Source organism: Pseudomonas sp. VEM90, from assembly GCF_054611535.1.
On sequence record NZ_JBTRAR010000061.1, the window covers coordinates 1 to 908 of the forward strand.

At 58.5% G+C, this 908-nt stretch carries 1 protein-coding gene and 1 rRNA gene; both read left to right on the forward strand.

Annotated features, from left to right (window positions below):
- Nucleotides 1-76 (forward strand): 5S ribosomal RNA (rrf, locus tag ACYCCG_RS26010); the annotation flags it as partial.
- Between the two features lie 456 nt (nt 77-532).
- Nucleotides 533-908: thiamine pyrophosphate-binding protein (locus ACYCCG_RS26015; protein WP_459672317.1), on the forward strand; the 376-nt coding region annotated here is incomplete at its 3' end.

Below are 908 nucleotides of genomic sequence, written 5' to 3' on the forward strand. Positions count from 1 at the left end.
CGAACTCAGTAGTGAAACGATGCATCGCCGATGGTAGTGTGGGGTTTCCCCATGTGAGAGTAGGTCATCGTCAAGATTCATTTCGCAAAACCCCTATCTGCACATGCAGGTAGGGGTTTTGTCTTTATGGGCAAAAAACTGGACCTGCTCGAGAGCGGAGATGGCACCGGCTTCGCCGGTGTTCGCGGGTAAACCCGCTCCTACAGCGGCCTGTGTCCACCCCCCGATGTGTGTTTACCACCGATCTGTGTAGGAGCGGGTTTACCCGCGAATACGGTGGCGGCGGCAACGGTGAACGGCAGGTGGAAATTGGCCAGCAGGTCCGGCCCCTTCGCGGGTAAACCCGCTCCTACAGAGGATGGTGCGAAGCCAGGTTAGAATGGCCTCAACGCGGCATTAACGTGACTTTCCCGCACGCCCCCTACGTCAAGACTCTGGTTCGGGGCACTTTTGCTCCTGGACCTGGCGATGCCAGCGTACCGTGCTGCGCATTTCTGGACTCCCCGTCCCATCACTTGAGGTAGCAAGCAAGATGGCCAAGGCCGCCGATGTCGTTGTGCAATGCCTGGAAAATGAAGGTGTCGAGTATGTATTCGGCATTCCCGGTGAGGAAAACCTCGACCTGCTCGAATCCCTGCGCAAGTCGAAGATCAAGCTGGTACTGACCCGTCACGAGCAGTCTGCAGGTTTCATGGCTGCCACCTACGGTCGCTTGACCGGCAAGACCGGCGTCAGCCTGTCGACCCTCGGCCCTGGTGCCACCAACCTGGTGACCGCCAGCGCCTACGCCTACCTGGGCGGCATGCCGATGATGATGATCACCGGGCAGAAGCCGATCAAGAAGTCCAAGCAGGGTCGCTTCCAGATCATTGACGTGTGCGGCATGATGGACCCCATCACCAAGTACA